This is a genomic window from Mesorhizobium sp. B2-4-3 (genome assembly GCF_006442815.1).
Lineage (GTDB): Bacteria > Pseudomonadota > Alphaproteobacteria > Rhizobiales > Rhizobiaceae > Mesorhizobium.
The window spans coordinates 1-5,632 of the sequence record NZ_VFVL01000065.1 but is presented as its reverse complement, the minus strand read 5'-3'; the positions used below and the strand labels follow the sequence as shown (position 1 = coordinate 5,632).

Annotated in this window: 4 protein-coding genes; 2 read left to right on the top strand and 2 right to left on the bottom strand. The window is 56.6% G+C overall.

The annotated features are described in order from the left end of the window. Positions 1-13: 13 nt before the first annotated feature. Both FJ956_RS30250 and FJ956_RS30245 read right to left on the bottom strand, forming a co-directional pair. Positions 14-253 (bottom strand): hypothetical protein, encoded by a 240-nt coding sequence (locus tag FJ956_RS30250; RefSeq protein ID WP_140684846.1) that lies wholly within the window; start codon positions 251-253, stop codon positions 14-16. A 104-nt stretch (positions 254-357) separates the two neighbouring features. Next, on the bottom strand, positions 358-1,113 hold the full coding sequence (locus FJ956_RS30245; protein ID WP_140684847.1) for a hypothetical protein: 756 nt from the start codon (positions 1,111-1,113) through the stop codon (positions 358-360). A gap of 157 nt (positions 1,114-1,270) precedes the next feature. Between FJ956_RS30245 and FJ956_RS30240 the strand changes: the two genes are divergently transcribed. Both FJ956_RS30240 and FJ956_RS30235 read left to right on the top strand, forming a co-directional pair. Continuing rightward, positions 1,271-1,732 (top strand): hypothetical protein, encoded by a 462-nt coding sequence (locus FJ956_RS30240; RefSeq protein ID WP_140684848.1) that lies wholly within the window; start codon positions 1,271-1,273, stop codon positions 1,730-1,732. A gap of 521 nt (positions 1,733-2,253) precedes the next feature. Beyond that, positions 2,254-5,632, top strand: a 3,379-nt coding sequence (locus FJ956_RS30235) for a serine/threonine-protein kinase (RefSeq protein ID WP_140782019.1), incomplete at its 3' end; no start/stop codon positions are given.

Genomic DNA, 5,632 nt, shown 5'->3' with positions numbered 1-5,632 from the left:
CGTAAGGACGACCTCAAGAGCGTAGCCTCGCTACCGGGCCATGTTCGCGCAAGGCGGCCCTCGCCGGAGGCGTACCCCGATCCCGCCTCGGATCGAACATCAGCCCCTCGAAGTGGTCAAGGAAGGCCTGCGCAGATGCGGCATCGCGGAAGCAATAGAGCCGATAGGTTTCATATTTGCCGTTCGGCCATATCGCCTGCACGTGCCGCGTCTGGTGCTTAAGCCCTCGTTCCTGGCAGAACTTCGCGATCATGGTGAAGTTCCGGCCGGTGCAGAGGTCATCCGGTAGTGCAACCTGATGCGGCCAATCGCGGTCGATGACCGATGGCGTTGGTAAGCCCCGACTGCGTTTGACCACTATTCGAAATGCATCGACTGGCCGCGCATCATCGCCAGCGTCAGCGCGATTGCAGGATTTGCCGGCGGCTTCTCCATATGGAATGAGCCATTGAAATCGCGCCATGCCGCCATGCGCAATTCATCACCGTCATCGCTGGCCGCCGGGTTGAAAACGTGGGCATCACAGGGATCCCGGTCAATCTCGATTGTCCAGTCCTTGAGTGCCTTGCGAGCCATCTCTTCGACCTGCGCAAGGTCACTGGTGAAGAAGGGGATACGGTCGCCATCTTCCGAGAGCGGCTCAACCCGATCCAGCGTCGGCCGCTCGGGAACCCAACCGAGAACAAAGGCGATATCGAAATCGATCTGGCGATCCGGACCGGTCGTGATCTCCAGCCGCTTGACGACATCTGGATAGAGTTGCTTCCGCTCTGGCCAGGTGTCTGGAATCGCCTCGGCTTGCAACTTCGTGCGGGGAACGTCGATCAACTCCATGATCTGGTGGTGCGGAACTTTTTCCTCCGGCCAGCCCGCGCAACATGCCGCCGCAGCAGCCTCGTCGGCCTCTAACCAAACTGTGGCGGCTCGGTCCTCCTCCTCGGTAGGCCTATCGTCCTCGGGAAAGCCCTTGATATCCCAGCCTTCCAACGCGAACAGGCCTTCCGCGCCTTGCAAAGCCGTAATGCCGGCGCGTGCCAACACCGCTTCGGCTGCCGCGATGCCGCGTGCAAGCTCTTGGGTCTTCGCGCCCTCGATGTTCAAGCGAAGTTCCATGGTTCGCCTCCTATGGCCCAGTCCGCCAAAAGTGAACAAAATAGGAACAAAGAGTCAAGCATGCCCTTGACGAGGGAGGAATTTGTTCCTTATTTCAGCATGATCTTGAGCAGCAAAGGACCATGGCACGGCGCCAATCGCGCTGGCCGGCGAAGCTATGGCGAAAACGACGGAAGACAATTTTCGGATCGAGGTTTGGGATCGCGAGGAGCAGGCCCTATCCGAAACCATTTCACGCTCCCCCGATTCCACGGTGAGCCAGGCAGCCTGGCAAGCCGCCATCCGGCGGCGGCCGGGCATGTTGCTGGTTCACTACAACAGTCGGCATGTCATGGAGAAAATCTTGACCCCCGGCGAAGTGAAGATCCCACCGCAGGCCATCATCGACGGCAGCGTTCACGCCAGCCTCGATGTTGCGCTCGGAGATCTTCGCGAATGGCATGTGCTGCGTGCCTGGTGCAAATCCTGTTCGCACCATGCAACGGTAAAGCCTGCCGGGCTCATCAAACGCTACGGAAAGGGCGCTTTGTTCAGTTCAGTCGAGCGCGCGCTTTTTTGCACGAGTTGTGACAGGGGCGGGCCCGTCAGGCTGGAAATTCACAAGCTGCCACGCAATTGAAGGGCCAAAGGGTGCAAGACTTGGCGGACCGCCGCAGACGGGGACAGTCGGTCCCGCGTCCCGTCCTGCGGCCGGCGCTATGCTGACGCTCCTACGGCTGTCCTGTTAACCGCCCGCGACGGGGGCGAATTTCCTCCGTCCTCCGCGCGACATCTGTCCACTGTTGCGGACGCGCGAAGGACTGCGGTTTATACGCCGTTCTTCCTTGAGCGCCGGCGGTCGCCGGCGCGTTGATCAGCGAGACTAAGAATCGCCGTCGGGTCCCATCCAAGCGAGTCCATCGCATCCTTTGGTAAATGTTCAAGGGTCAGATCCAATTGTTCGCAGTTTTCGGCAAGCATTTTCAACATCGTGCGATGGTCGCAATGTGAACCCGTCCTGCACTGTGCTGCTGTTTTCTCGTTGCGCAAGCCAAAGCCTTCATCCGATTCGCCTACCCGTCGGTGAGTTCCGCATCAGCAGAAAGTAGGTTGCTCTGAAGGTCGCAACCGCTAATATACCGCCGATGGGGGATTCGGTACATGCAAGTAATTGGCGGGCGCTTTGTTGTTGACCCGAGTTGGACTCCGTATCTTGGCGAGATAAGCAAGGTTGTCCGTGCGGTCGATTTGCAAAACGGGATGGCGAAGGTTGCTATTAAGATCTTCGACAAGGACGCTTTTCAACAAAATATCGTGTTGGAGGCCTTCGCGCGCGAATGTGAATCACTTCAAAAATTGTCAGCGCATGACAATATAGTTGGCTTGATCGACCTCGGTCGCGATGCGGATAGCGGTTGCAGTTACTTGGCGCTTGAATGGTGCGACGCAAACTTGCGTGACCATCTTGTCGATAATCCAGAGCGGAGTTGGGAGAACTTCTATAAACGCTATGGCGCGGATATCTTGGACGCCTTGAGATTCGCTTATTCTCAAGATGTTCTTCATCGTGACATCAAGCCTCAAAATGTCCTTGTTAACTCTGAGGGTCGCGCCTGCCTGACCGATTTTGGAATTTCTAAATTTCGCCGTTACTACCGGCCAGGAGTGACCCTGGTTCACTTCAAATCCGTCCCCTACGCGCCACCCGAAGACACCAGTGACTTTCCGGATACGCGGGACGTCTACTCGTTTGCGGTGCTTTGTCTCGAATGCATAGCCGGGGAAGCCCTCAACGATCGTGAGGCGGTCGTCCTAGCCGCGACGTCACTTCAACTCCCTGAGGATATACGCGAGATCCTGATCCGGTGCCTCAGCATTGATCCGGCAATGCGACCTGCCAACGTGGTAGCGCTAGCAGAAGAGATTGAGGCGTCTACCGCCAAAGCCGTAACCCTGGCTGCGGTCACTCGTGACATTCCCGTTCATCTGACTCAATCTGCGCTCGAAGCAATGCGGGTTGAGGGCCACTTGTCCACGTCAGATCAAGCGGCTCGCCAAATATTCAAGGAACTGAACGAGGTCTGTGGCATCGACGAGTTGGATGGCACGCGGCCGCAGAGTGACCGCCAATTCGCTTTGCTAACAGCCGAATTCCGTTTTCGCGCAGTTATCGATGAGGCGCGGCACACTTTGACCATCATCGGCCTATCCCACCAAAATCCATCGAGGCTGGAGAGGCAGCGAAACAAGGCTTGGCAGCCGCTCCTCAGGTTCATTCCCGCAACTCCCCGCGGCGATGAAGGTGCCCTTGAATGGTTGGCCACCGAGTTTGATGAATTCTTGACTGGCCGGAAGGTCCTTGCCGATCGGCAGGCCGAATCCGAGCTATTTGATCAGTGGTCGGCGGCATTGCGCGCAAAGGAGGGCATTCAGCATCTTCGCAAGGAGCCGATCCGATTCACGAGCCTGGAAATAGAAGGCACTCGGTTGATCCTGTCGGCACGTCATAATCTTGGCGAGGCTATTACAGGTCAACAACGGATGATTCGACTCGACCAGCACAACGCCATCTACGGCGAGATCGAACGGACCGATGGCGACACGGTGTTGCTTTATTGCGGTCCCGGTCAAAATTTGTCGGCGGTTAGTTCCAATGGCGTACTAGAACTTGATGTGCGTCAATCTCAGATAGCGCTGAAGCGGCAAAACGCAGCACTTGACGCCGTAAGGTTTGGTCGAAATACCCGACCAGACCTTCGAGACCTCCTGACTGGCAAGAAACAACCGGAGGTTCCTCGACCACCCGACGACATTGTCTTCTTCCAGCCTGATCTAGATGATGACAAGCAAGCCGCTGTTCGTGCCGCTCTGGGATCTAGAGATTTGCTCGTCGTTGAAGGTCCGCCGGGAACCGGAAAAACCAAATTCATCACAGAGCTCGCCGCGCAGGTACTTAGCCGCACTCCTGGCGCACGGATCCTATTGTCTTCCCAGACCCATGTGGCTTTGGACCACGCGCTCGTAAACATCGAGAAATTGGCGAAGGCGAAAGGGATAGCGCTACGTGCGGTGCGGATAGCGCGTCGCAATGACGAGAAGGTCTCGCCTGAACTCAGTCACCTGCTTCTCGAACGATGTGTTGGACATTGGTTAGAAGATGCGATGCAGCGGTCTGAGCGTTTCATGATTGACTGGGCAGCAGAACACGGCATCACATTGGAGAATGTCCAGATCGGCATGGCGCTCGCTGAACTGAGACTATCGACCGCTCGGCTGCATGTTGCGCAAGCTGAAATTGACGGCTGCCGCAAAGACCTTGTCGATCTTGAAGCAGAACGACAGGAGATAAGCAGGGACAGGTCACGCGGGGACGAATATCGCGTAATCGTCGCCGACATTCGAATGAAACAAGATGAGATGACGCAATTGGAAGAGCAGCTGAGTGCAGCACGGCACTCATTCCAACTGGCCAGTGATCGCGCGCGCGGTTTTGCGGATCTCTCTGGCCAAATAGAGTCGATGAACGAAAAAGACTTAGCCGACCTTGAGTTCGATTACATCAACCATTCTTCGCATGGAACACAGTATCGCAAGCTATTGCTACTCACCGAGGAATGGCGACAACGCTTTGGGCAATCTTCGGATTTTCACGGCGCGTTCGTTAGCGATTGCGACCTAATCGCGGGAACTTGCCTCGGCGTCGCCGCTCATGCTCTTCAATCAGTTGAGTTCGACCTCTGCATCGTAGACGAGGCCTCCAAGGCAACGCCGACCGAAATGCTCGTCCCAATGGCGAAATCACGTAAGTGGGTAGTGGTCGGCGATCCCAACCAGTTGCCGCCATTCGTCGATGATTCGTTAGAATCGCGACAAGAGCTGGCGCGACATGGAATTGGCCGCGACGAAGCACGGCGCACTCTTCTCGATCACTTTATCGATGTCGCGCCGAAGGCTAATCAGGTTTCCCTCCTAACCCAGCATCGGATGGTAAAGCCGATCGGTGATCTGGTCAGCGCGTGTTTCTACAACAACACACTTAAGAACGTGAACGAGAACATTTGCCCTTGGCTAGCCAGGGCCTTCGCCTTGCCGAAACCGGTGACTTGGTTCACAACGGCCGAGAACTCCCGAAGACCCGAGCAATTCTACCGCGGCACTTACGTCAATGACGCCGAAGTCGAAGCAATCGATCGGCTGCTTGGACGATTGCAGTTGGCTGCCTCCCAAAGAAAAAAGAAATACAGCGTGGCTTTGCTGTCCGGATACGGAGGACAGGTCGCCGCTCTTGACCGTATGGCAGTCGCGCGTCGGCGGCAGCTTCCCGATCTAGATATCGAGACAGGGACAGTCGACTCCTATCAGGGCCGCGAAGCAGACATTGCAGTCTACTCCATTACCCGTTCCAACCAGGAAGGTAAGATCGGCTTCCTGAAGGAACATGAGCGGCTAAACGTGGCACTATCCCGCGCGAAGCTTGGCTTGGCCATCGTGGGCGATTCGGTCTTCTGTGGAAGTGTTGGAGGGCGCAACACCTTTGCGG

Excerpts from the sequence above, each read along its gene's own strand:
- FJ956_RS30250 (WP_140684846.1), bottom strand. The coding sequence starts at position 253 with ATGATCGCGAAGTTCTGCCAGGAACGAGGGCTTAAGCACCAGACGCGG.
- FJ956_RS30245 (WP_140684847.1), bottom strand. The coding sequence starts at position 1,113 with ATGGAACTTCGCTTGAACATCGAGGGCGCGAAGACCCAAGAGCTTGCA.
- FJ956_RS30240 (WP_140684848.1), top strand. The coding sequence starts at position 1,271 with ATGGCGAAAACGACGGAAGACAATTTTCGGATCGAGGTTTGGGATCGC.